The organism is Roseibium algae (genome assembly GCF_037783265.1).
GTDB classification, from domain to species: domain Bacteria; phylum Pseudomonadota; class Alphaproteobacteria; order Rhizobiales; family Stappiaceae; genus Roseibium; species Roseibium algae.
In genome coordinates this window covers 400,778-424,661 of the sequence record NZ_JBAKIA010000004.1, presented here as the reverse complement: position 1 = coordinate 424,661, position 23,884 = coordinate 400,778, and the positions used below count along the sequence as shown (strand labels likewise).

The window sequence follows — 23,884 nt, the reverse complement described above, 5'->3', positions numbered from 1 at the left end:
GATATTCTCCATATTTTTCTCTCCAGGGCGTTCCCCAGAGACCCCGCTATCATTCGCGATCCGTGAATAGTTAGAGGAAAAGCCCTTCAAACCAGATTGATTGCCTATATTTTTGGTCTACATCAAAAGCTTGTAGGGGCCGAAGCGGCGTCATCACAAAATATGTGCCGCTGCACCTTTTGTCCCGGAATACCCCGGCACTCTCATGCCGAAGTATCACGGGAGAAACGCTTATTTTCCCCAGATCGCCGTGTAAGCAGCGCGGTAAGGAGAATCCGGGTCGAACTGGTTGCTATCGCCCATTTTCGCAAGACCTTCCTTGGTCACAAGCGCAGGCGCTGTGACATAGCCCGAACAGGCTTCGCCCTGCACAGCACGGTTCAGCTCATCCACAAGCTGCCAGCCCTGCAGGTTCAAAGGCTCAGCCACTGTGATTGCCTGATACTGTCCACTGCGAATACGCTGGAACGCCGCTTCAGAGCCGTCACCGGCAGACCCGGCGTACGGAGCGCCATCACCTGGAATGCCAGCGGCAGCCAATGCAGGGCCCATGAAGTCAAAATACAGGTCGTTGATCGCTAATGCATGGGTCCAGCTTGCGCCATACTTCTGCAGAAGGCTTGTGGTCAAAGGCCCCATCCGGCTGGATGTGTCGGCAATTGGCGTATCAACATATTCAAGAACCTTGCCGCCCATTGCTTCGATGGTTTCCTTGATGCGGTCAGCCTTATCAATCGCGATCTGATAGGTGCTGTCGGTAAAGATCACCGCTCCGACATTATCACCGCCGTCTTCCATGGCCCATTTGGCTGCCACTTCAGATACGGACATCGCATCTGTCGACACATTGGCAAAGATACCACCGGGCGCATCACAACCAATCTTGGGGCCTGAGTGCCAGGCAACCATTGGAATATTTGCTTTTACAACGCCTTCAAGAGCTGCCTGCTGCTCAACCGCGTCAAAGCCGTTGACGATGATGCCATCCGGCTGCAACGCCATCGCCTGACCAATCGCCGCTGTCCGACCCTGGATGGATCCGCCTCCGTCCAGAACGCGCACATCCCAACCGATGACTTTCGCCGCTTCTTCCACGCCGTTGGTCACGCCAAGAATGCCACCGTTCTTCAGATCGCCGGCCAGAACAACAATGGATTTGCCCTCAGCGGCTTTCGGGCCAGTCGTTGGTCCGTCAAATGGGACTTCGGCGAAGGCCGGAAAGCCGAGCCCAGCAACAATGCCGCCGACCATTACGGTGCTTAGAAATGTTCTCTTTTTCATGGTATTCCTCCCTTTAGATGATTGTAGTCTAACGCTTTTTCTCTGCGCCTTTTCTACGCTGAGCGTACCCTGCGATGCCTATCGCGATCAGCAAAGTGACACCATTAAACAGCGGCTCGACCCAGAAGGAGCCACCGAATTGCTGAATGCCGGAGATGCCGACGGCCAGAATGGCAACACCCACAATGGTGCCCCAGACATTGACCCGACCCGGCTTGATTGTGGTTGATCCGAGGAAAGCGCCGACAAGGGCGGGCAGCAGAAACTCCAGTCCGACCGAGGCCTGACCAATGCGCAGCTTGGACGCCAGAATGACCCCCGCCAGAGCCGTGATCGTGCCTGAGCACAAGAAGGCGCCGATGACATATTTTCGCGTTGGAATGCCGTTCAATTGCGCGGCGCGCTGGTTCGCGCCAATTGCATAAAGATATCGGCCGACAGGTGTGTATTCGAGGATCACCCACATCGCGATGGTAATCGCCAGAACATAAAAGCCGGTGATCGGCAAACCGCCAATAAAGGTGCCGTTGATTGCCAGAAAGCCATCCGGCAACACACCAACCATCTGGCGTCCGCCCGTGTGCCACAGCGCCAACGCATAGAGCACCGTACCTGTGCCAAGGGTCGCGATGAAACTGTCAATCTTGGCGACTTCCACCAGCAGACCATTGAGAAACCCGGACACCGCCCCCAACGCCAGAACAATGGCGACCGTCACAGGCCAGGGCAGTCCGTAGATGGTCTGCAAGCTGATGGCCAGGATGTGCCACAACACGATGCCATAGCCGACCGTCAAGTCAATGCGGCCGGCGGCCATTGGGATCATCGCTCCAAGTGACAGCAGCGCAATGATCGCCTTGTCCGAGACAATCGCCCTGAGATTGAGCATCGTGGGGAAGGTGTTCGGCAGCAGGATCGAGAACAAAACAATCAAAAAAACCGTCAGGATCACCAGACCGTAGACCGGTAGAAACCGAGCGACGCGTTTTCCCAATGGCAAGCCCTTCAGATCAGCTTTCGTCGGCTCGAGCGCGCTTGATTCAAGCGATTGCATGTGCAGTTTCCCTTCCCTTTGCGATATTTCCAGCAGACGCCGATTGAATCAGGTTTTCAGTTGTCAGCCGGGTGCCGCTCAGCTCATCAACGATGGCGCCTTGACTGAAGACAATCGCCCGGTGGCAGATCATGGCGATCTCCTCAAAGTCCGTCGACACCACGATGATGCCCACCCCTTCGGCCAGAGCGCGGTTGAGCAGCGCGTAAATCTCAGCCTTGGCACCGACATCAACACCAGCAGTCGGATCTTCGCAGATCAATAACTTGCGTTTGGTGGCAAGCCAGCGGCCAATCACGACCTTCTGCTGGTTGCCGCCCGACAGCGCTTCGATCGCCAGCGTTGGGTCGTTGGGCGACAGACCCAGTTCAGCGCCAATGACGCTCGCCTGTTCGGCCTCGGCTCTGGGCGAGAGGATGTTTAATACCTTGCGGCCGATGCTGTCCGGGTTCAAGAACGTGTTTTCCCGAATGGTCAGGTTCATCGCCACAGATTCTTCTGTACGGTCTTTGGCAACCAGACCGACGCCTGCGTTCAAGGCTCGTTGCGGGCTCGAAAGGTCTGGTTCAGTCCCCTTCAGCGTCACAGTCCCCTCATAAGGCTCCAACCCGAACAACGCCCGACTGATCACCTCGTGGCCTGCGCCGCGCAAACCGACAAGACCCACGATCTCATTTTCTGCCAAATCAAAATTCAACGGTCCGACGCCGCCGACTTCGAAGGCATCCAGCTTCAAAACATGTGCACCCGGCGCATCCGTGCTCTTGACTGTCTGGCGGGTTTTGCGGCCGACAATTTTCTGCACCAGTTCCTCCGGGGTGGTGTGCGCGATGTCACGCATTCCAACCATCACCCCATCGCGCAATACAGCCACGCGGTCAGCAATTTGAAAGATCTCGTCCAATCGGTGGCTAACGTAAATCATGCCAACGCCGCGTTCGCGCAGTGGGCGGAGCGCTGAAAAAAGTCGCTCGACTTCATCAGCGGGCAGTGAAGCTGTTGGTTCATCCAGCACCAGGAATTCACTGTCGACGGCCAAAGCCCGGGCGATAGCCACAAGCGACTTTTCCGTGCGCGACAGATCCTCAACCCGCATGGTGGGATCGAAATCACAATCAACTTTTTTGAGAGCTTCAGCGGCGAAGGCCTCAACCTCACCCCAGCGGATCAAGCCGTTCTTGCGAGCAAAGCCCAATGCAAGCGAGATGTTCTCAGCGACGGTCATCCATTCGATCAGACCCAGATCCTGGTGAATGAAGGCAACCTTCTGGCGTTCACCGAAGCCTGCGGGCCTATGCTGATACGGCACGCCGTCAATCAACACACGCCCGCCATCGGGCTGGTGAATGCCTCCGAGCACTTTAATCAGTGTCGATTTGCCAGCCCCGTTTTCGCCGAGCAAAGCAACGATTTCACCCCGACCGACTGACAGTGACACGTCTTTCAGCGCATATGTTCCGCCAAAATGTTTGTCGATGCCGTCAAAAAACAGACCTGATTGCAGGTTCTGCATTGCGTATCCTCCCAAACGTCACGCCTCAACCCTCCCGTTGAGTTACCCGTAACGTTGCGCTATGGTTTGCCAAGTTCACCTTCCTGTCAAGAGATAAGTTACCGGTAACTTAAATTTGCAAATATGGTAGAAAAAAACAATAAAATCAATAAGGTGAGCCTTTCTCAAGTCGCCAAGGCTGCTGGCGTTTCCAAGATGACCGCAAGCCGTGTGCTGCGAGGAGAAGGTGGATACTCGGAAAAAACCAGAGACCTGGTCATGGAAAAAGTCGACTTGCTTGGCTATTTGCCGAACCGGCTTGCAACTGTTTTTGCCGGCGACCAGATATCCACCTTTGTCGGCGTCTCTATCCCGGATCTTGGGAACGAAGTGTTCTCCCAAGTCCTCGAAGGCATTGACCGGAAGCTCGGTGCATTTGGCCACCAGACCGTACTGGGCCTGACCCAACATACCCCTGAGGAAGAAGCAAACTGGATCCGCACGGTGCTGTCATGGCAACCCGCCGGGTTGATCCTGACTGGCCGCTTTCACGCACCGCGCGCCACCGACATGCTGCGCAATGCTGGCATTCCCATTATTGAAATCTGGGATTTGAATTCCAGCCCACTCGACATGAGCGTTGGCATCAATCACTTTGATGCAGGTTTTGATATGGGCCGGTATCTGGTTGGGCTTGGCTATCGCAACATCGCCTATGTCGGCACCTCGCACGACACGGCAAATGCCGCCACAACGCGCCTTGCCGGCTTCACCAAAGCAGTCGAAGGCGGCTCGGGACAAGTCACTAAGCAGCTCTGCCTGCACGACACGGCAGCTTATTATCCGGGCTACTACGGAACCGAGCAATTGCTGGCCTCTTCCCCGTATATTGAGTGTATTTTTTATCAAAACGACGCCATGGCCTTCGGCGGGTTGCAATATTGCAAGGCCAACGGCATGGACGTTCCAGTAGACATAGGTATTGCAGGCTGGGGCGATCTGCCGGTCGCTGCCGTCTTGCCTCAGCGTTTGACATCCATGCATGTTCCGCACCTGAAACTGGGCCAGGCAGCCGCTGAAATGATGATCGCCCGCTTGTCCGGTGAACCGGTCACCGATGTGCGCGACATCGGTTTCAAACTGATCCCCGGCAGCACTGTGCGAAACCTAGCTGGTCTCGCCTAGAACCAGTTCAGAGCCGACATCGATCCATTGCGCAGAGGTTTCACCTGCGAAAATATCCTGCAAAACACCAGCGACCTTGCGACCAATTTTATTGGCGTGAACACCGGCTGTGGTCAGACGCGGGCTTGAGACCGCTGCGATTTCAAAGTGACCAAAACCGGTAATCGCAACATCATCTGGGATCTTGATCCCTAGACGTCGGCATTCATTCAGCACGCCGAATGCAACAGGATCCGATACGCACACCAGCGCGTCATAAGTCGCGATCGCCGGACCCAACTTCACGACGACCTCTGCCCCATGGCGCATAGAAACAGGCGCAGGCCCGGCATCTATCTGCGCGACCTGTGTCAAGTCCAAAGCCGTGGCGGCCGCAATCACACCGTCGCGCCGTGCAACACCGCGCATATCGCTGCCCGCAGCGGCTCCGACAAATGCCAGCTTGCGCCGTCCCTGCCTGACCAGATGTTGCACAATCAGCGACATGGCATCTGCGTTTGAAAAGCCGACCACATGCCCAACCGGATCAGGTGGCAGGTCCCAAATCTCAATGACAGGGATCTTTGCGTTTTCCAGAAGCTTGCGCGTCACATCCGTGTGGTGACCGCCGGTCAGAACAATGGCTTCGGGGTTTCGCGTGAGAAGCTGGCCAACCAGCTCCTCTTCTTTTTCTAGCCGGTAATTGGTGCTGCCCAAAAGCAATTGAACCCCGCTGCCAGTCAGTGCATCTGACAAGCCCCGAAAGGTTTCGGCGAAGTTTGCATTGTTGATCGAGGGCAGCACAACCGCGACAAAGCCACTTTTTTGTGTGCGAAACGCTTGCGCCGTACTGTCATACACATAGCCCAAGTCCGCCGCGACCCGCCTGATGCGGTCGCGGGTTTTCTCGTTGACTGTCTCATCGCCGCGCAACGCACGGCTAACCGTCATGGGCGACATTTCAACAGCGCGGGCCACGTCGCGCATGGTCACACGACGGCTCACGTCAGGACTTGAAGTCATACAGTTGGGTAACGTGGTGATGAATGCGGCCTTCAAAAAACTCGGTCACAACCTCACCGGTGACTTCCTTGGACTGAAACCGGACCGGCGCTTCGAGCGCTGCGTCCATCGCAGCCGCGTCCGGATAGGTAATCGCCAGGATCAACGGAAACTCTGGAGCGCCTTCATCGCGGTCATCTGAAAACATCACCCTGACGTCAACAGTGCCGGGGAATTTGGTCCACAGCGGGATGAGCCGCTCTTTAACCGCTGCACGAAACGCCTCGACACAGCCTTCCTTGACCGTGCCTTCAAACATTGCAAAGCGTGTGATCATGCCCCAAAATCCTCTTTCGCACCTTTAAAATATTCCATGACCGCAGCCTGATCTTCTCCGCCAAGGCCTGCAGCTGTCAGCATCCGGTGGATCTCAGCACATAAGGCCGTCATCGGCATCGATGTCCCGGTTTGCCGGGCCAGATCGTTCACTGCATTCAAATCCTTGACCATATTGTCGATCCGGCCCGTCCTGCGGTAATCCTTCTCGGCAAAGCGCGGCAGATACTCCTGCAACAAGGCACTGTCAGCCCGTCCGCCTTTGAGCGCCTGCGGGATTTTCGCAGCATCAACACCGGCATCAAGCGCCAGTTGAGTGGCTTCCGCCACAGCCAGAAAACCGAGCCCGCACAACACCTGATTGATCAGTTTGGTCGTCTGGCCAGCCCCGGATGGGCCCATGTGCGTGTAATTAGAGGCCACATGACGTAGCGCTATGTGAGCGCGCTCCACGTCGGCAGCTTCACCGCCCGCCATAAGCGTCAACTGGCCGATCAAGGCTTTGGGCGCGCCACCTGACAATGGGCTGTCGACCCAGGCCAAGCCTTTGTCAGACGCCATCTTGGCAAATTTGCGCGTGGCGTCCGGCTCTATTGAGGACATATCGATGATGACCGTGCCCGGCTTGGCGCCATCCGCAATGCCGTCCTTGCCGAAAGCCGCAAGCTCCACAATCCGCGAAGCATTAAGGCTGGTGATGACAAAGTCAGCCTCTTTGCTAGCCGCAGCAGCCGATGGTGCTGAAACCGCACCCTTAGCCACCAAGGCTGCGACCCGGGCCTCATCCAGATCAAAAACTGTCAGGCTATTGCCGGTTTCCAAAAAGCGTGCGCCAATCGCACCGCCCATGGCCCCTGCCCCGATCAAGGCTATGCGTTCGCCCATATTGTCATCTCCTCCACATCCGCATTCCTTTGCCCAAACCAGCACATCTGCAAATGCGACTGTGATACCGTCACTCTAAAGTGTGGCAATCTTGGCAAGGTCGGAACGCCTTAAGTTGTTACCGATACCATGTTACCGATAACTATGCTTGTCAAGCAATCGGTCTAAACTGGGAAGCAGAGTATCCTGTGATGTAGAGGCCACTCTGCTTGGCGCAAGATCTATCATCACGACATGCATTGTGCTCTTCATCAGCCCCATCACTCAATCGGCGGCAAGCGTCTCGTGACTGGTTGGGATTTGACAACGGCGGTGCTGGTCTCTGCTTTTTCGGACACCTTGTCGAGGATTTCATCCAGCTCTTCCATAGAGCGTACATGCAAGCGGGCAATGAAGCAGTCTTCGCCCGTAACCTTGTCGCATTCGGTAATTTGCGAAATATCCTGCAAGAGCTTTTGCACCACATGCAAAGTGCCTGGAAGTGGCCTAACCCGGACCATGGTCTGAAATAGATAGCCAACGGCTTTCGGATCCACATCAATGGTGAACCCCTTGATCACGCCGCCTTCTTCCAACCTTCGTAAGCGCTCCGACACGCTGGGAGACGACAAGCCGACTCGCCTCGCCAGTTCCTTCAGCGGCAAACGGGCATCGTCCAACAACGCGTCCAACAATTGGCGATCAATATCATCAGTTTTCATTAATTAGGCCCTCCTGAAAAAAGACCTATCATAATTAGTCATATTTCTGAAATTACCTGATTTACCCCATGGCGACGGATTGTTGCCTGCGCCAAGCTTGGTACATCTTGAACAGGGGTACACAATATGGAAACCAACAACCTTCGCGGCGGCTTTGAAATGACAGCCGCCATGCTGATCTCCGGCACAATCGGCTGGTTTGTCCTGCAGTCAGGCGAACCTGCGCTGCAGGTTGTCTTTTGGCGCTGTGCTTTCGGGGCTGTCGCTCTTCTCTTTATCTGTAAGGCCTTTGGCGTTCTGGGAACCCGCCATCTCACGCCGCGCATCTTCCTTTGGGCTGCTCTTGGCGGTGTTGCCATCGTGCTGAATTGGGCTTTGTTGTTTGCAGCCTTTTCCAGGGCCAGCATTTCGGTCGCCACCGTGGTCTACAACACCCAACCCTTCATGCTCACGGCCATCGGTATGCTGGCATTTGGTGAGCGCCCAGGTCTGCGCAAGCTCGGCTGGCTCGCCATAGCTTTTGCCGGTGTTGTTATGATTATCAGCACAAAACCGGGCAGCAACTATATCGGAGCTGACTATGGCATTGGTGTCGCTCTCGCCTTGGGAGCCGCTGCACTCTACGCCGTCGCTGCAGCGATCACGAAAAAGCTGAAGGGCGTACCCCCGCATCTGATCGCACTGGTTCAGGTGTCTGTCGGGGTCATCATGCTGGCACCCTTCACCTCTTTCGCACAATTGCCACAGACGACTGGCGCTTGGGCAAGTCTTGTCGCCCTAGGCGTGATTCACACCGGGGTGATGTATGTGCTCCTCTACGGCGCAATCCAGAAACTGCCAACGTCCATGGTCGCCGCGCTGTCCTACATCTATCCGATTGCCGCAATCCTGGTTGACATGGTTGCCTTTGGCACGGCGCTGCAGCCGATCCAGATTGCCGGATCTGCCGCGATCATTCTGGCTGCGGCTGGCGTGTCGATGGGCTGGCCCCTGCTGCCTAAATTTAAGCAGAACGTGATGCAACCGGGAGAATAGGATATGTTCGGGCGGTGTTAATCAATCAAAAGCGCCGCCCTATTTTACTGAAAGGCAAGTACACGTCGCTTTTGAAAACACTGCATTTGAGACGCTTCCGTGAGATGATTGTTTGGTGTCGGAGACACCCCTACACCCCATAACAATCGTACTTGCGCCGACCTTGCCTTGTGTCATCAAAATCGTCTCAGCAGGGTCACCAGAACAAATTGGCAAAACTTCAACTTCGACGCCTCGCCTGATGACCTTTGCCTTCGCTTGTTCCAGTATTTTTTCGCCAATGAAGCGCAGAACATTTTCAGGAGCTGGCTGCGATGAATTGCTCGCAGCCAGCTTCAACTGTTGTGTTAGTTTGGGCGAAAAGGATTTTGCCACCGAGAGTTCAAGCAAATCTGCAGCGTTTTTTCCGTCCGCCAGAATATGGAGCAGTGCAATCCGGCCATTGTATTTTTGTGCAAGATCGCACGCGATGCTAATTGCCTTGTTCGCGTGCTCTGACCCATCAACCGGCACCAATATGGTATGCATGATTTCACCCCGCCTCAGATCACGTGCCTGAGGTCCAAGCATATCTCAGATATCTGCTCATATGGCTGATAATGTTGGATGGTTCGGTGCCTTAAACAAGAAGCTTCAAGAGCAGTCCAGGCACGCTTACCGGCCAACAAGAAGCCGGACAAGTTTGACTGCTGCGGCCACGCCATCAATCACGGGGACGCCGAATTGGGTGGTCAAGACTTCAGCCAGATCCGCCATCCCAGCGCAACCAAGCGCAATTGCGCCGATGTCATCTTCCTTCAACGCCAAGGCGATTTCAGCTTCGATCTTGCCCCGAGCTTCGCCGCCCTCTTCTTCCAGCGCAAGTACTGGCACTTCGGAAGCTCGGACTTTCGCACACCGACGGTCAAAGCCCGTCTGCCTGAGGTTTTCTTCCAGAACCGGCACCGAGACAGACAGCGTTGTCACCACTGAGAAATGAACGGCTGCAAGCGCTGCCATGTGATAGGCCGCTTCGCCAATGCCCAGCACGGGTATCTTGCAGCGCTGCTTTAAATCCCAAAGCCCCGTATCATCGAAACAGGCAATGATGATGGCATCAACGGGCTTCGACCCTGCCAACCACTCATCAACCAGGGCAAACAACCCCGGCAGCGCAGCCATGCCATCTTCCGGTCCTTGAATAGAGGCTGGGCCTGTCTGTGGGTTCACAGCAGTTATGTTGATACCAGGCCCCGCAGCGGCCTTCGCAGCATCACCAATTTTGGCTGTCATCGAGGCTGTTCTGTTCGGGTTGATGATCAGAATATGTCGAACCGAGGTCGTCATCGGGCAATCCTCACATCAACCCCTGACCAGCGTCGGATCCCCGGTTTTTCTGCCTCTTGCGCATCACCACCACGATCAACAGGAACGTACCGATGATGAAGAAGGAGAACACTGTGGTCAGCGTTCCGAGCGCATAAAGCACTGGCGAGGTCACATTCGTGGTCATGCCGAAGATTTCCAGCGGCAATGTGTTGTAGGAGCCGGAGGTCAGCAAGGTTCTGGCGAACTCGTCATAGGACAGCGTGAAGCCAAACAGGGCAACGCCGATCAGCATTGGCGCAATGATCGGCAACACCACATGGCGCACGGTTTGCCAGGGTGATGCTCCCAGATCACGAGCTGCCTCCTCATAGGACTTGTCGAACCGATTAAAGACCGCAAACATGATCAAAAGGCCGAACGGTAATGTCCAAGTCAGCTGTGAGCCAAAGCCGGACGTTGACCAATGCACTTCCATGTCGAGAATATTGAAGATCAGGCCCACGCCCAGTGACACCAGGATCGACGGCACGATGAGACTGGCGATGATCAGATAGAACAGCACCGTGGAGCCACGGAACTTCTGACGGAACGCCATACCGCCCATGACAGACAGCACCACGGTCACACTCATGACCATCAGCCCCAGTGCAAAGGAGCGGCGGAACGAGCCCCAGATGTCGCCAACGGCCTGCTGCTCGAACAGGTCATAGAACCAATGCAGCGACACGCCGTTCATCGGGAAGGTCAGACCACCTTTCGGCCCCTGGAAGGACAGGATACCGATGGTGAAGACCGGCCCGTACAAGAAGATGACGAACAGCGTGAAAAACGCGGCAAGAAAATAGAAGGAACGGGAACGCGGCTCCATCGATCAAAGCTCCTTGCGAATGTCGACAAAGCGCATCATCACGCCGATCATTAGAAGAACGGTGCACAGCAGCACCACAGAGGAAGCAGCCGCAGCAGGATATTGCAGCAAAGCAATCTCGTTGGAGATGATCCGGCCGACCGATGCACTTTGGCCACCAGACATGTGGCGCACTGTGATGAAGTCGCCCATCACCAGAGTCACAACGAAGATCGACCCGATCATGATGCCCGGCTTGGCCAGCGGAATGATAACGTTGGTCAGGATCTGGTAGCCACTGGCCCCGGCGTCTCGCGCGGCCTCAATCAGGGATTTGTCGATGCGCATCATGGTGTTGAAGATCGGCACGACCATGAACAAGGCGTAGAGATGAACGAATGCCAGCACCACGGAAAAATCGGAATAAAGCAACCATTCCAGTGGCTCATCAATGATGCCCAAATGCATGAGGCTGGAATTGGCGATGCCATTGCGACCCAGAAACGGGATCCAGGAAATCATCCGGATGATGTTCGAGGTCCAGAACGGTATCGTGCAGATCAGAAACAACGCCACCTGAGCTGGAAGGGTGCGCACGTGGAACGCTAGAAAGTAAGCAACTGTGAACCCGATACCCGCACAGAAGATCCAGGTCAGTACCATGAATTTCATGGTCTTGAGATAAGTCGCCCAAGTGACCGCAGAGGTCAGATTGTATATGTAATTGTCAAGAATGAAGTCGGGAAAGAACGACCAGTCATTGTAGTCCCAGAAACTGACCGTGACGATGGTCAGGATCGGCAGCAGCAGGAAAAACCCGAGCACGCAGGCGAGCGGCGTCACCAGCAGCCAGCTGATGCGCTCGGCGCGTTTCGACGGATCGATCTTTTTGGTCATTTTCATATGGTGATGTCTGCCCGGCCAGATATGGACCCCTGCCCGGCGATGTGCCGGACAGGGAAATTTTATGTCACCGCAGCCCTTAGGCAGCGATAAACTCGTTCCACTTGCGAACCATGTAGCGATTCTCATCCATGACGGCATTCCAGCAAGCCACAGCGCCCATGCGGTCATAGAAGGATCCGCCATCGCGCACGGCGCCAGCTTTTTCCATGACATCGCCAAACGGGTTCTTGATATCACCCTCGGCAGGCTTGCCTTCAAACCAGAAGCCCCACTCGTCTTCGGTCATGAAATTCTTGGAAGTTTCCGGAACAGCAGAATAATACCCTTGGCGCATCAGGAAGCCTCCGACCCAGCCGTCGAGATACCAGTTGATGTACTCATAGGCAGCTTCCAGCTCGAGACCGGACAGGTTCTTGGACAGACCAAGACCACCGCCCCAGGAGCGATAGCCTTCCTTTAGCGGCTGATAGACACAAGGAATGCCCTTAGAACGAACGGCCGTGATTGCCGGTGACCACATGGACTGGATGACAACTTCACCAGACGCCATCAGGTTGACGCTCTCGTCAAAAGACTTCCAGAAGGCACGGAACTGGCCGTTCTTCTTGGCTTCGGTGAAGATGCCAAGCGTCAGGTCGATTTCGTCCTTGGTCATGTTCCCCTTGTCCGGGTACTTGTGCTCACCCATAGCCTCAACGACCATCGCCATATCCATGATACCAATGGAGGAGATGTCTAGAATGGAGGCTTTGCCCTTGAATTCAGGGTTCAGCAGCTCGGCCCATGAGTTGATCGGACGACCAATGAGATCCGGGCGAATGCCCAGTGTGTCCGCGTTGTAGATGGTCGGGATCAGGGTCATCCAGCCGGATTCTTCCTGAACGAAGTCTTTGCCATCTGGTCCGGAGGTAAAGCCGACCGTGCTCGGCGCAGTGCCCTGTGCAATGGTGCTTTCAGGCGTCAGCTTGCCGCTTTTGAAAATGCCGACAATCTTGTCGTAGTTCTTGATCTTGGAGGTGTCCATCGCCTGCATGTTGCCAGCGCCCCAGACCTTTTTGCAGATCCAGTACTCGATGTCTGCAATGTCGAAGGACTTAGGCTGGGTAGCTGCACGCTGGGTCACGCTGTCGCTGTCGAGCGCCGTCATTTCCAGGGTAAAGCCGAGGTCTTCCTTCACTTTGGCGGCAACTTCATTGATGTTGGAGACGCCTGTGCCAAACTGGCGCAAGGTGACATCCTTGATGTTCTGCGCCCAGATAGTTGGAAATCCGGTGATTGCACCAGAACCGATGGCGGCACCTGCAGCGGCTGCGCCACCCTTCAGGATGCTACGGCGGCTAAGGCCCTTAGTGTCGAGCTGCTTTGTCATAGTATCTGTTCCTGTTCCCCTTTGGAGGTTCTTGCTCCGGCTTCCCGGGCCGGGTTTCAGCGACCTAAGCCGCCAAGCTGTGGGCATCTTCCGGTTTCCAGTTCAGGAAAACGGTCGTGCCAATTTCTATCGGATCTGCAAAAAAGGCCTCATCAGACATGGCAGCGGTCAAATCGCCTGCACTGCCTGCTTCCAAGGCCAAATTGACGGTAGATCCGAGGTATTCAACATCCCTGACGGCGGCAGTAAGCCTGGCCCCGCCGTCTCCCGTCGTGCGGCTAACTTCCAATCTGTCAGCTCTGACTGCCACTGGAGCACCCTTGACCTGCAGAACATTGTGGCCGCCGATGAATTTGGCGACGAATTCGGTCTTGGGCGCATTGAAGACACTGCGCGGTGAGCCTGCCTGCTCAATTTTTCCGCCGTTCATGACGATGATATCGTCGGCCAGCGCCAGGGCTTCATCCTGTGAATGGGTGACGTGAATAAAGGAAATGCCTAGTTCGCGCTGTAGCCGCTTGAGTTCAAGGCGCATCTTGATCCGCAGGAACGGATCCAGCGCAGACAGAGGCTCATCCAGCAAAAGAACAGAAGGCTCGGTAATCAAGGCGCGCGCCAAGGCAACGCGCTGCTGCTGGCCACCGGAAAGCTGATCGGGAAGCCGATCCGCATAGGACACCATATCGACCAGCTCCAGCAGCTCCATGGCGCGCTTGAGGCGCGCAGGCTTGGCGATGCCCTGCATCTTCTGGGAAAAGGCCACATTGTCCGCAACGCTGATATGGGGAAACAGCGCATAATTCTGGAACATCATGGCTGTGCCACGGCTTGCTGGCGGCAGGTCGGTGATGTTCGCACCGCCGAGCAATATATCACCCTCGCTGACCTGTTCATGCCCCGCGATCATGCGCAGGGTCGAAGACTTTCCGCAGCCGGAGGGGCCGAGCAGGCAAGAATAAGTGCCTGACTTGAACTTGTGGTTGATCGCATCGACAGCAACTGTGTCACCATATCGTTTCACTGTGGCAACAAGTTCTAAGTTCAGGGTCTTGATCATTTGATATGGCTTTCGGGTCGCCGGTTTTTCGTCGGACCCAATTCTGCAACAGCCGTGCCAACTAAATTTATCGGCAGATATCAGCCACTATTTGGCAATTCCCCAAGATCTCGCCACGTGTACAGTCGGATTAAGTGCACAATTTTTCACCTCATTGAATACGAATTGGACAATTATTGTATACGATCTTGGTTGCATCCTTCTCCAACCAGCTTATGATGTCTTCATGTCATATTTTCTCCAATCCCCCCTGCCATGACCCAGCCCCTGCGCACCTCCCAAACAAGCGCTGCAGCAGATAGATTGCACGATATATTTCCTTTGCCTGCCGGGCGAACGCTGGACATATGTCTGAAGCTTCACTCAGCAATCCTCGAACACCGCCTCGCACCAGGAATCAAGCTGTCAGAAGATGAGGTCGGTGAGATTTACGGGGTGAGTCGCACGGTTGTGCGCGCCGCTCTTCAGGCGCTGGCCCATTCGGGCATGGTGACCATAGAGAAGAACCGGGGTGCATTTGTCGCGCGCCCGACCATTCGCGAAGCGCACGAGGTTTTTGAGGCACGCGCGCTTATCGAGCCGCGCATTGCCCGGATGACAGCCCAAGCCGTCAGCGAAGCTGATCTGGTAAGGCTGCAGGCCCACATAGATGCAGAGCATGAAGCTTTGGCAGCAGGGGACATGGGCAAGGCGCTGTCGCTGTCCGGACAATTTCATACGGAAATTGCGGATATTGCCAACCACCAGATCCTGGCCAATATGGTGCGCTCGCTGATTTCCCGCTCATCGCTGATCATTGCCTTATACTGGAAGCGAGCAGACACCGCCTGCGAAAGCCACTCCCATCACGCCCTCCTGAAATCCTTTGCTGAACACAATGGCGAGGCTGCCGAGGAAATCCAGAAGAGCCACATCATCGATCTGCACTCCGGCCTCGACCTTCGAGACCGACTGGACAAGACCAACTCCCTCGCCGAGGCACTGACTTAGGGTTCGCCCCCATAAAATTGCATGTACTGGTCGATCTGGAACAGCTCGGATCCGAGGCGCAAAAGCATGGCAACCCGGATGGTTTTAATGCCTAGATGGCACGCCAACTTTTAGTAATGGACCGCTTAAACGTAAAAAAGGCCGAGCAATGCCCGACCTTTTCTTAATCTCAACAATCCAGATCAGGTTACGTATATACGCCACCGAACACTGGATCGGAAATTAACTTAAGCTTCCTGCAGGTTGTCCGCAGCAGACTTGCCAGAGCGGTTGTCTTTGACAACTTCAAAGCTGACCTTCTGGCCTTCAGCAAGAGTGTGCATGCCAGCACGCTCAACAGCGGAGATGTGAACAAACACGTCGTCGCCGCCGTTATCAGGCTGAATGAAGCCGAAGCCTTTAGTGGTGTTGAAAAACTTAACTGTTCCTACGGTCATAACGATTTCCTTTCAATCGGTCATGGTGGAGTGTATATTGCGTGTTTTTCACAACATACGGTTAGGTCGACGTTGATAGGGAAGATCGTTCTGAGTGCGACAAGTCGCACGGTAACAAAGTTCGTCAAACAAAATCGATGGGCGCTTTATAAGCGATGTTTCCAAAAAGCACAACACCAAATTCTCACAGACAATTCACATCGATGTTATCATCCCATTTCCTGCGAACACATCCACTCGTCCAATCTGACTGTTTTCCTTAAGTTTATCATCCCGGCAGAAAGAGCTTCGATCCAAGAATATATTTACAAATTCATAAATCATCACTGTTTTGGCCTGAGCGGCGAATTGTCGATGAAGCGTCGGGCGGCTTCGGCCTCTCGTGGATACGCCTTTTCCATCAATTTATAGGCCCGTTCTGCCAATTCGGCTTCCCCACCCAAGGTGCCCGACTGAATTGCCAGGCGCAAACCCTGCAGATCAGAGGTCTGAGCATCCAACAGAAACCGTACGTGTGGCACCATGTCTTCATAGCGCCCGGCAATCTGAAGCGAGGTCAGCAAGGACAAGCGCGCATTTACCGAATTTGGCACCTGATCGACAGCCAGCTCATGCAAGGTAATCGCATCAGCAATCCGCCCTGTAGTTCCCAGAATGCGGCCTGCATTGAGATAATGCCCCTGGTTCTTCGCAAGCGAACAGGTTTTAAACACCCGTTGCAGCAGCTGGATAGCCTCTTCGCCAACCTGCTGGCCTTCCACCGAATCCATCGCATCCTGACAGAGCACAAGCGACCGTCCAAGCCCCCCCTGAACAGCCTCTGCGTCCAAATCTGAACGTCCATTCAAAAGATCTGCAATGTCTCTAGCAGGCAATGCCTCATAGCGCCCCTCACCGCCTCCGACTGCGATGCCAACCAGATCACCCGCACCATCAATCAGTGCACCGCCGCTGACGCCCGGCTGCATGTAGCTCGTGACATGCAACCGTCCAAGGTCTGCATCTGCTGCGGGAGGCAAAGTTAGATGACCAGGAGGAAAGACCCGAATTTGTCGTTGGTCGAGATCTGCCCCGACTGCATGCAGCGGTTCACTGGCTGCAAGGTCGAACGGGCTTTCAATGTCTGGCGTCAAAATCAAACCCGTGTCCGGCAACCCAGCCACCTGAATCAAGGCCAGATCCCCGCGGTAAGAAGACGGGATGACTTTGCCCTTCAATGGGCCTCCCGGTGTAAACACCACAGCCTGTGTTCGATCTGCGACCACATGACGATTGGTCACCAGCAAGTCCGGTCCGATGCGCACAGCGCTGGCCAGTGGGTCATAGCTTTCAACCGGAAACACGGCCTGTCGCGTCAGGCAAACGGCCGCCGCATAGGGGCAGTCAGGCGTTCCAATCGCAGAAGATGCCTCATCAAACTCGGTTAGCGCCTTTGCAGCTGCTGTTCCAGCTTGAGCTTTCTCTTGGGCGAAAGTCAGTGTCAGGCTTTTCATCACGCCATCACGGTGAACCAAAAGCTCCGCCGCCTCGCCTTGACGCACAAGCGCCAAGGCAGACACAACATCACGCGGCTTTCGAATATCTCTGCCCGCTAGAGACACGATCAGGTCGCCAGTTTGAACACCTGATTTTTGCGCTGTGCCGCCCTTGGCAAGAGACGCAACCCTTGCCCCTGCCCTGATCGCCAGATCCTGCCGGGTAGGCATCTCCAGTCCCCAACCAGCAGACACATAAGACACGTGTCCCTTAGCATGCAGATCATCCACCACACGATCCAGCAAAGAGGTCGAAACCGCAAAGTTGACGCCAATGTTGGTTTCACCACGCGAGGCAAAGATCGCAGAGACCATTCCGATCAACCGCCCGCCCTCATCCACCAGCGCGCCGCCGGAGCTGCCCGGATTTGCTGCAGCGTCTGTCTGGATGAAATCTTCAACGGCATTGAAACCCGCATTTGACACATTGCGCGCAGAGACCACCCCGCAAGTCACCGACAGATCCAGACCATAAGCATTTGAAATCACACAGGCACGACTTGCCAGTGCAGGCTTGGGTGCATGGTCGAACACAGTTAGGTTTTCATCGACTTTCAGCAAAGCGATGTCACTAAGCCGATCCTGCCCGACGACTTTCGCTGGCAGTATCCGCCCATCATATAGACGAACATCAACCCGCTCCGCTGGTTCAATGACATGATAGGCTGTTGCGATCAGTCCGCCGGGACGGATCGCAATGCCCGACCCTTCCGGCGCAGCACCTGCTGGCGTTCCTGCGCCTCCTTGAGGTTTACCCGGCCAGACCGGGAGCACCGAGACGACGGAGGTCAGAATGCTGTCAGGTAGATCCGCTGCACGCACGCGCTCGGAATGCCCCAAAACAGTCCAGGCAAGAAGAGAAGCGATAAGGCAGGCGCGGATCATCGACAGGGCTCCCATAGGTGCTAACGCGTGATCTTAGCTCATTCTCGGACAAGCGTCTCGGTTGAGGTTTGACGCCGTGTCCCCTCCTTCCATCCTCCCAAAAAAAAGCCCGAGCGCGAGGCCCGGGCTTTCAATCATACAAAGCGTTTTGCGCTCGATTAGAATTTATAGATGAGGTTGGCTTTAAACGTCCGCCCACTCTCCGAGTAGTACTGATTAGGCTGTGTCAGGGTTGATGTTGGTAAGCCGACCGCATTGTAATAGGTCTGATCAAAGACGTTGCCTACGCTTGCAGAAAGGCTAAGCCCGTCAACCTGTTCCGGCGTCCAGCTGGCACGGACATCCAGCAAGCCATAACCTGGTGCATACCCTTCAGACAGGCCTACATTGTCACGACTTCCGGCGACGGTCCAAGTAGCTCCTACACCCCAAATTCCATTATCATATCCCAGATCAAGAATACCGCGGAATGGAGGAATGGAGCTTATCGTTTCTCCAGTATTTTCATCCTGGCCTTCGATCATAGCTATGCTGGTTGATACCTTCCAATTCGGACGGAATTTCCAATGTACATTGGCCTCAACACCATAAATGCGAACGTCGTCTCGATTGATGCTCTGGGTTACACCGAATGGATAGCCATTCAAACCAAGAGACGCGGCTGAGACAGAACGGGTGTCAATGAAATTCTTGTACAAATTCAAGAAAGTCGCAGCGCCACCGCCAAAGTTACTGTCACCCAACTCGATACCCAACTCGAAGCCATTGCTGGTTTCAGCCTCCAGATTGGGGTTCCCGATTCTCAAATAAGTAGCCGGAGAGCCATAAGTGGTGAAGAGTTCGTCCGCAGTCGGGGCACGAAACCCTTGCGCCCACTGACCGTAAACTCGACCAAAGCTCCAATTGTATTCAGCCAACAGCTTTCCGGACACGGCGGCATCCGTATTTTCCGTCAGGTTTCGAGCGCCTACAGCATCGTTTCCTTCATACGATGCTGTCGCCTTAGGGTCATGGCTATACCAATCAAAACGAACACCTGGCGTGATGGAAAAGCCACTATCACCGAGCGCTATCCGATCCTCCAGAGACGCCCCGAAGGTAAGGCTGGTCACATCTGGCTGGTAGGACTGGTTTACGTGATAGAAATTACAAGAGTAGCTATTGACAGTGTCGCAGACATCCTCTCCTGAAGTGTACTGGGACGTCTCGCCCCAATAACCATCGGCAGCGAAGAGAAACCGGTTTTCCAAGCCAAAGAGCTCAAGGGTCTTGTTGAAGTCACCGTGGGCGCCCACACCATCTTTTTTGATTTTGTCGCCACGATTATAAGGCCCGGCCAGCGCTCCCGTCCGGGTGGCATTGGTGTCGTAGTTCAGCTCCATTGACTGCCAGTAACCCAACACATGCGCTTCATCAACAAAGGCGTTATCAGTCTGGGAACTGAAGTCATACTGAAAGGAAACACGACTGCGCTCGCTAGTCTCTTCCGAATCATAGTCGGGATAGGTCGCGGAAATTGAGGTCCTCGCATCCACGTCGTCCTTAAGATAGAAGTGCTCACCGATAATCCCAACGCTATGCCCTTCACCAAAATCATGAAACATCTTGCCGAGGATGTTGTACTGATCGTAATCGGCCGGGTCAGCCTTGGTCCGCGTCGTTCCGGTGCCACCGATATCTCCCTTGGTGGAGGTTTCATGACCGACCTTGTAACCGCCTTGCAAGAGCATGGAAGTACCGCCGACCCGCGCTGCAGCCGCCTGGCTTGCGCTGACACTATTGTCAGAAGAATCGTAGGTTAGCTTGCTCTGGCCGCCCCAGGTTTTTCCTTCCCGGATGATATCGTCTGGAGATATTGTGCGTAGACCAAGCATACCGCCAAGCACACCAGAGCCGTAGCGTGAAGAGTCGCTCCCCTTCAGAATATCGATCTGAGACAGGGTGTCGAAGCCGAAGGTGCTGACACCGCCCGAGGCGCCAAATACCGGCTCGTTCATCCACGGCACAGGTACACCGTCAATAGTTGTCAACACGCGAGATCCGTCCAGGCCGCGAATGTTGACACTGCCGTTGTCCTCATTGAAGTCGACGCTTGGATCGAGTTTGGACAGGTCACTCAGACTCTCGATCTGACGCTCTTGAAGTTCCTCACTCGTAATCGTCTCCACTGTCGCGCCGGACAATTCCGCTTCGTCTTCACCAGACTTTACTACGATTTTCTCAAGCACAGCAGTGTCTTGGGCGCTAGCGATGTTGGCAGTTCCGAGTGTTCCGATGATGGTGCTGGCGAGCAGCATCGCCATGCGCGCATGATGCGTCATTTGGCAGTCCTTGTTTGTAGATAAAATTGGGAAAACGCTGGCAACCAGGAAGGCACAACCTCCCCAGACTGGCTGGCGAACGAGCTCTAAATAACCCGCTGGCCCTGGTAATTGTGTCTTAACCAAGGCCTAATTTAAGGTGAGTTTTATACTCATAAATATAATTTGTTGAGTCAAAAATGCATGTATTAACAAGGCGTTTCGGAATTGTGGCAAAAACACAACACACCTTCCCGGAGGACGGCAAGATGAACCGCTGATGCTGAGGTGCCTTGGAAACGACAAAAGCGCCCCGAATTGAGGCGCTTTTGTATGGTTTTCTTTAAAAACAGACCCCTTATTCGGGTCTTTGAACAGCATCGTTAAACAGCGTCTTTCCTCTCGCGCCGTTCATGATCATCCTCGCGCATTTCCAGCCACATGGCGTTCAACACGGCAAGACAGACTGCCAGCGGCATACCGAGAATCCAGGCAAAATACCACATTATCTCATATCTCCTCAGTACGCCGTATCATGGTCGCGCTCGATTGTTTCTTCATCGATCTTGCCCCACAACACCTTATAGACCCAGGCGGTGTAAACGAGGATCAGCGGCAGGAAGATGGCTGTAGCCACCAACATATTGAACAGTGTCGCATGGCTGGAAGGTGCATCCCAAACAGTCAGGCTGGCTTCCGGCTGGACAGAACTTGGCAACAAGAATGGAAACATCGACAGGCCAACCGTCGAGATGATGCCAAAGACCGAGGCCTTTGAGCACAGGAAAGTCAGGCCTTCAAACCGGGTCTGCAGTCCGATCAATGCCCCAAATGCACCCAGAAACCCAAGTGCAGGAGCAATCATCATCCAAGGATAAGACGCGTAGTTGGTCATCCATGCGCCCCCCTCAATCACGGCCTGTTTGGCCAATGGGTTGGCCTGCATATTCGGGTCTATTTCCGACGTAATCCGATAGCCTTCGACAAAACCATTGGCAATAAGCCAGCCGCCCAGAGCGAACAGTACCAAGGCTGCCACAGCTGCAAAGCTGCCATATCGACGCCCCCGCGTGGCAACGATGCCACCGGCCCGCATTCCAAGCCATGCGCCGCCGTGCATCACCAGCATGGATACGGACAACAGTCCGCACAGCAATGCAAACGGAGAGAACAGGTCAAAGAACGAGCCGTGATAAGTCATGCGCAGATCTTGATCGAGGCTAAAAGGCACCCCAAGAAGAACATTGCCGACCGCAACACCGAAAACCAATGCAGGCACAAAGGAGCCGGTAAACAGAGCCCAGTCCCAGCGGGACCGCCAGGATGGATCAGGATGTTTTGAGCGATATTTAAACGCAACCGGCCGCAGGATCATCGCAGCAAGAACGATAAACATCGCCAGGTAGAAGCCGGAAAAGCTGATGGCATAAAGCGGCGGCCAAGCTGCGAAAATCGCACCGCCCCCGAGAATGAACCAAACTTGGTTGCCCTCCCAGGTCGCGCCGATTGTGTTGATGGCAACACGCCGTTCAACGTCCGTTTCAGCGACAAAAGGCAACAAGGCACCAACACCCATATCAAAGCCGTCAGTCACCGCAAATCCAATCAATATGATGCCCAAAAGGGCCCACCAGATCAGCTTTAGCGTGGAATAATCGATCAGTTCATGGAGGATCATCAGGCTACTCCGCTGCGATGGCTACTGGAGCAACAGTCTGCGCCGAAGCGTTTCCTGGCAGCTCTCCGTCATCAGGGCCTTTTCGAATATACTTAAGCATCAGTTTGACTTCGATCACCAGAAGCACCGAATAGAGCACCATAAACCCGATGATCGTCATCAGAACTTCCGTGACAGACAGGTTGGATACCGCTTGCGAGGTAGGCAACATGCCTTCGATCACCCATGGCTGACGGCCATATTCTGCAATGAACCATCCCATTTCGCAGGCAACCCACGGCAGAGGTATTGCCAAGACCGCGATATGAAGTAGCCAGCGGCGCTTCTTTGCCACCTCTTCCAGTTTCCCGGCTGATGACAGATAGAAGAAAACCGCCGTCAACAAGATGAAGAATAACCCACAGGCGACCATGATGCGGAAGGCATAGAACATGGGCCAGACATTGGGCACTGCAGACCAGGCAGCCGCATCAATTTCTTCATTGGTGGCGTTGATTGGATCCTTGGAAAAGGGGAGCAGCAAATAAGCGTAGCCAAGGTTTTTCTGGTTTTGAAGGAACGTCTCCCGCACGTCCGCATCTGCACCTTCGGATGAGCGAATTTTCTGTAATGCATCCCATGCGATCACACCCTGACGGATCCGGTCCTTGGAGTTCTCAACCAGCTCCTTGATGCCCGGTATCTCGTCTGTCAGGGATCGTGTCGCAATCAGCCCCATGACATAGGGCACCTCAATGGCGAAGGCGTTTTCCCGTTTGGCCATATCCGGAATGGCGATAAGATTGAAGGATGCCGGAGCTGGCTCAGTCTCCCACATGGACTCGATGGTCGCGAGCTTCATCTTCTGGTTCAGATTGGCCTCATAGCCACTTTCATCACCCAGAACGACCGCAGACAACGCCGCAGCAAAGCCAAAGGCAGAAGCCACGGCAATAGACCGCTTGGCGATGGCAATATGTCGCCCTTTCAGCAAGTACCAAGAAGACACGCCAAGTACAAAGAGCGATGCCGTGACATAGCCAGCAGAGACGGTATGAACGAATTTGGCCTGAGCAACCGGGTTAAACAGAACGTCAAAAAAGCTTGTCACTTCCATGCGCATGGTGTCCGGATTGAACTCAGCACCAATTGGGTGCTGCATCCAGCCATTGGCAATAAGGATCCAGAGCGCGGAGAAATTTGTGCCTATGGCGACAGCCCAGGTCGCACCAAGGTGCTGGCGCTTGGAAAGCCGATCCCATCCAAAGAAGAACAAGCCAACAAAGGTGGCTTCCATGAAGAAAGCCATCAATCCTTCAATTGCCAGCGGCGCGCCGAAGACATCACCGACATATTGACTGAAATAGGCCCAGTTCATGCCGAACTGGAATTCCATGGTCAGGCCTGTCGCAACTCCGAGCACAAAGTTGATACCAAACAGTGTGCCCCAGAATTTGACCATCCGTTTCCAGATTTCACGACCGGTCATCACATAGACCGTTTCCATGGTGGCAAGCAGAACCGACAAGCCTATCGTCAATGGAACGAAGAGAAAGTGGTAGAGAGCTGTCATGCCAAATTGCAGCCGTGACAGGCTGACAATATCGAGTTCCATCGCGTCACCTTTCGTGTCTTGCTCCGCG

At 54.6% G+C, this 23,884-nt stretch carries 22 protein-coding genes; 3 read left to right on the top strand and 19 right to left on the bottom strand.

Annotation, left to right across the window (positions count from 1 at the left end):
* Window positions 1–231: 231 nt before the first annotated feature.
* Genes V6575_RS08295 through V6575_RS08285 form a run of 3 tightly spaced genes read right to left on the bottom strand, consistent with a single transcriptional unit; the run spans window position 232 to window position 3,848 of the window.
* Entirely contained in the window at window positions 232–1,281 is a 1,050-nt protein-coding gene (locus tag V6575_RS08295; protein WP_422785540.1) for a substrate-binding domain-containing protein, read from the bottom strand.
* A 28-nt stretch (window positions 1,282–1,309) separates the two neighbouring features.
* On the bottom strand, window positions 1,310–2,335 hold the full coding sequence (locus V6575_RS08290) for an ABC transporter permease (protein WP_340273794.1): 1,026 nt from the start codon (window positions 2,333–2,335) through the stop codon (window positions 1,310–1,312).
* Window positions 2,322–3,848, bottom strand: a complete 1,527-nt coding sequence (locus V6575_RS08285) for a sugar ABC transporter ATP-binding protein (RefSeq protein ID WP_340273793.1) — start codon at window positions 3,846–3,848, stop codon at window positions 2,322–2,324. Before V6575_RS08285 ends, V6575_RS08290 begins: the two co-directional genes overlap by 14 nt.
* Window positions 3,849–4,001: 153 nt before the next feature.
* Between V6575_RS08285 and V6575_RS08280 the strand changes: the two genes are divergently transcribed.
* Window positions 4,002–5,012, top strand: coding sequence for a LacI family DNA-binding transcriptional regulator (locus V6575_RS08280; RefSeq protein WP_340273791.1), 1,011 nt, complete (start codon window positions 4,002–4,004; stop codon window positions 5,010–5,012).
* On the opposite strand, the gene V6575_RS08275 is transcribed toward V6575_RS08280, so the two are convergent.
* The 4 genes from V6575_RS08275 to V6575_RS08260 form a co-directional block, all read right to left on the bottom strand.
* A complete protein-coding gene (locus tag V6575_RS08275) occupies window positions 4,995–5,978 on the bottom strand; it encodes a LacI family DNA-binding transcriptional regulator (RefSeq protein WP_340273949.1) in 984 nt (327 codons plus the stop codon). The genes V6575_RS08280 and V6575_RS08275 overlap by 18 nt on opposite strands.
* Window positions 5,979–5,997: 19 nt before the next feature.
* Window positions 5,998–6,330 (bottom strand): hypothetical protein, encoded by a 333-nt coding sequence (locus V6575_RS08270; RefSeq protein WP_340273790.1) that lies wholly within the window; start codon window positions 6,328–6,330, stop codon window positions 5,998–6,000.
* Entirely contained in the window at window positions 6,327–7,214 is an 888-nt protein-coding gene (locus V6575_RS08265) for an NAD(P)-dependent oxidoreductase (RefSeq protein ID WP_340273789.1), read from the bottom strand. The genes V6575_RS08270 and V6575_RS08265 overlap by 4 nt, the downstream gene beginning before the upstream one ends.
* Before the next feature lie 260 nt (window positions 7,215–7,474).
* Entirely contained in the window at window positions 7,475–7,915 is a 441-nt protein-coding gene (locus V6575_RS08260) for an Lrp/AsnC family transcriptional regulator (protein WP_340273788.1), read from the bottom strand.
* Between the two features lie 126 nt (window positions 7,916–8,041).
* Between V6575_RS08260 and V6575_RS08255 the strand changes: the two genes are divergently transcribed.
* Window positions 8,042–8,950, top strand: coding sequence for a DMT family transporter (locus V6575_RS08255; protein WP_340273787.1), 909 nt, complete (start codon window positions 8,042–8,044; stop codon window positions 8,948–8,950).
* A 39-nt stretch (window positions 8,951–8,989) separates the two neighbouring features.
* Here V6575_RS08255 and V6575_RS08250 read toward each other — a convergent pair whose 3' ends face one another.
* From V6575_RS08250 to V6575_RS08225, 6 genes are all read right to left on the bottom strand, one after another.
* The gene (locus tag V6575_RS08250) at window positions 8,990–9,478 is read right to left on the bottom strand and encodes a universal stress protein (RefSeq protein ID WP_340273786.1); all 489 of its coding nucleotides are present in this window, start codon (window positions 9,476–9,478) and stop codon (window positions 8,990–8,992) included.
* A 126-nt stretch (window positions 9,479–9,604) separates the two neighbouring features.
* Window positions 9,605–10,276 (bottom strand): aspartate/glutamate racemase family protein, encoded by a 672-nt coding sequence (locus tag V6575_RS08245; RefSeq protein ID WP_340273785.1) that lies wholly within the window; start codon window positions 10,274–10,276, stop codon window positions 9,605–9,607.
* 10 nt (window positions 10,277–10,286) lie between these two features.
* The gene (locus V6575_RS08240; RefSeq protein ID WP_340273784.1) at window positions 10,287–11,126 is read right to left on the bottom strand and encodes an ABC transporter permease; all 840 of its coding nucleotides are present in this window, start codon (window positions 11,124–11,126) and stop codon (window positions 10,287–10,289) included.
* 3 nt (window positions 11,127–11,129) lie between these two features.
* Window positions 11,130–12,002: an ABC transporter permease gene (locus V6575_RS08235; protein ID WP_340273948.1), complete on the bottom strand. Its 873-nt coding sequence runs from the start codon at window positions 12,000–12,002 to the stop codon at window positions 11,130–11,132.
* An 85-nt stretch (window positions 12,003–12,087) separates the two neighbouring features.
* The gene (locus V6575_RS08230; RefSeq protein ID WP_340273783.1) at window positions 12,088–13,380 is read right to left on the bottom strand and encodes an ABC transporter substrate-binding protein; all 1,293 of its coding nucleotides are present in this window, start codon (window positions 13,378–13,380) and stop codon (window positions 12,088–12,090) included.
* A gap of 64 nt (window positions 13,381–13,444) precedes the next feature.
* A complete protein-coding gene (locus V6575_RS08225) occupies window positions 13,445–14,437 on the bottom strand; it encodes an ABC transporter ATP-binding protein (protein WP_340273782.1) in 993 nt (330 codons plus the stop codon).
* A gap of 303 nt (window positions 14,438–14,740) precedes the next feature.
* On the opposite strand from V6575_RS08225, the gene V6575_RS08220 reads away from it, so the two are divergent.
* A complete protein-coding gene (locus V6575_RS08220) occupies window positions 14,741–15,427 on the top strand; it encodes a GntR family transcriptional regulator (protein ID WP_340273781.1) in 687 nt (228 codons plus the stop codon).
* Window positions 15,428–15,654: 227 nt separating this feature from the next.
* Here V6575_RS08220 and V6575_RS08215 read toward each other — a convergent pair whose 3' ends face one another.
* The 6 genes from V6575_RS08215 to V6575_RS08190 all read right to left on the bottom strand — a co-directional run bounded on the left by V6575_RS08215 (window position 15,655) and on the right by V6575_RS08190 (window position 23,856).
* Complete coding sequence (locus V6575_RS08215; RefSeq protein WP_340273780.1) at window positions 15,655–15,864, bottom strand: cold-shock protein; 210 nt, start codon at window positions 15,862–15,864, stop codon at window positions 15,655–15,657.
* Between the two features lie 323 nt (window positions 15,865–16,187).
* The gene (locus V6575_RS08210) at window positions 16,188–18,284 is read right to left on the bottom strand and encodes a serine protease (RefSeq protein ID WP_340273779.1); all 2,097 of its coding nucleotides are present in this window, start codon (window positions 18,282–18,284) and stop codon (window positions 16,188–16,190) included.
* A 158-nt stretch (window positions 18,285–18,442) separates the two neighbouring features.
* Window positions 18,443–20,605, bottom strand: coding sequence for a TonB-dependent hemoglobin/transferrin/lactoferrin family receptor (locus V6575_RS08205; protein ID WP_340273778.1), 2,163 nt, complete (start codon window positions 20,603–20,605; stop codon window positions 18,443–18,445).
* Between the two features lie 362 nt (window positions 20,606–20,967).
* Window positions 20,968–21,090: a cytochrome bd-I oxidase subunit CydX gene (cydX, locus tag V6575_RS08200; RefSeq protein WP_340273777.1), complete on the bottom strand. Its 123-nt coding sequence runs from the start codon at window positions 21,088–21,090 to the stop codon at window positions 20,968–20,970.
* A 14-nt stretch (window positions 21,091–21,104) separates the two neighbouring features.
* A complete protein-coding gene (cydB, locus tag V6575_RS08195; protein WP_340273776.1) occupies window positions 21,105–22,262 on the bottom strand; it encodes a cytochrome d ubiquinol oxidase subunit II in 1,158 nt (385 codons plus the stop codon).
* Window positions 22,263–22,266: 4 nt separating this feature from the next.
* Window positions 22,267–23,856 (bottom strand): cytochrome ubiquinol oxidase subunit I, encoded by a 1,590-nt coding sequence (locus tag V6575_RS08190; protein WP_340273775.1) that lies wholly within the window; start codon window positions 23,854–23,856, stop codon window positions 22,267–22,269.
* Window positions 23,857–23,884: the final 28 nt, after the last annotated feature.